Source organism: Oleiphilus sp. HI0066 (assembly GCF_001635725.1).
This window is the reverse complement of record NZ_LWFH01000822.1, coordinates 1-792: the sequence shown is the minus strand read 5'-3', so window position 1 is coordinate 792 and position 792 is coordinate 1. Positions and strand designations below refer to the sequence as shown.

General features: G+C 43.9%; 1 protein-coding gene. It reads right to left on the bottom strand.

Features of this window, described 5'->3' with window-relative positions; genetic code table 11:
* On the bottom strand, positions 1-776 hold a 776-nt coding region (gene lpxC, locus A3738_RS09720), incomplete at its 3' end, for a UDP-3-O-acyl-N-acetylglucosamine deacetylase (RefSeq protein WP_068763573.1).
* Positions 777-792 lie beyond the last annotated feature (16 nt).

Here is a 792-nt window from a genome sequence, read left to right as displayed (position 1 = left end):
CCAATAAATTCGCCGATTAAGCTATTACCAAGTAAATAAAGATCACCGATCGCATCAAGTATTTTATGCTTAACGAACTCATCGTCATAACGCAAACCGTCTTCGTTAAGAACACCGTCATCGTCTACAACGATCGCATTATCAACACTACCTCCGAGAGCAAGATTCATAGAACGTAAGCGTTCAATATCTTGCATAAATCCGAAAGTTCTAGCTCGACTTACTTCTTTCACAAAAGATGTGCTAGAGAAATCGATGCTCGCTTGCTGACTACGCGTTTTGAAAACTGGGTGGTCAAAGTCGATAGAAAAACCAACCTTAAAGCCCTCGAAAGGAACAAAGGTCGCTACCTTGCCATCTTCTTCAACCGTAACTTCACGAGTAATGCGAATAAACTTCTTCGCAGCATCTTGTTCTTGAATTCCGGCGGACTGAATCAAGAAAACAAAAGGCCCCGCGGAGCCATCCATAATAGGCACTTCTTCTGAGCTCAATTCGATACGACAATTATCGATACCGAGGCCAGCCATCGCTGATAGCAAATGCTCTACCGTTGCTACTTTTACGCCATTTTTAACTAGCGTAGTAGATAGCATGGTCTCACCAACATTCTCTGCGCGAGCGACTATTTCCACATTTGGTTCCAGATCCGTGCGGATGAAAACAATGCCAGAGTCGATCGGTGCGGGCTTCAAGGTCAAATATACCTTCTTACCTGAATGCAAGCCCACGCCCGTTGCGCGAATAGTGTTTTTGAGTGTGCGTTGTCTAATCATATGCGTACTTAAAATC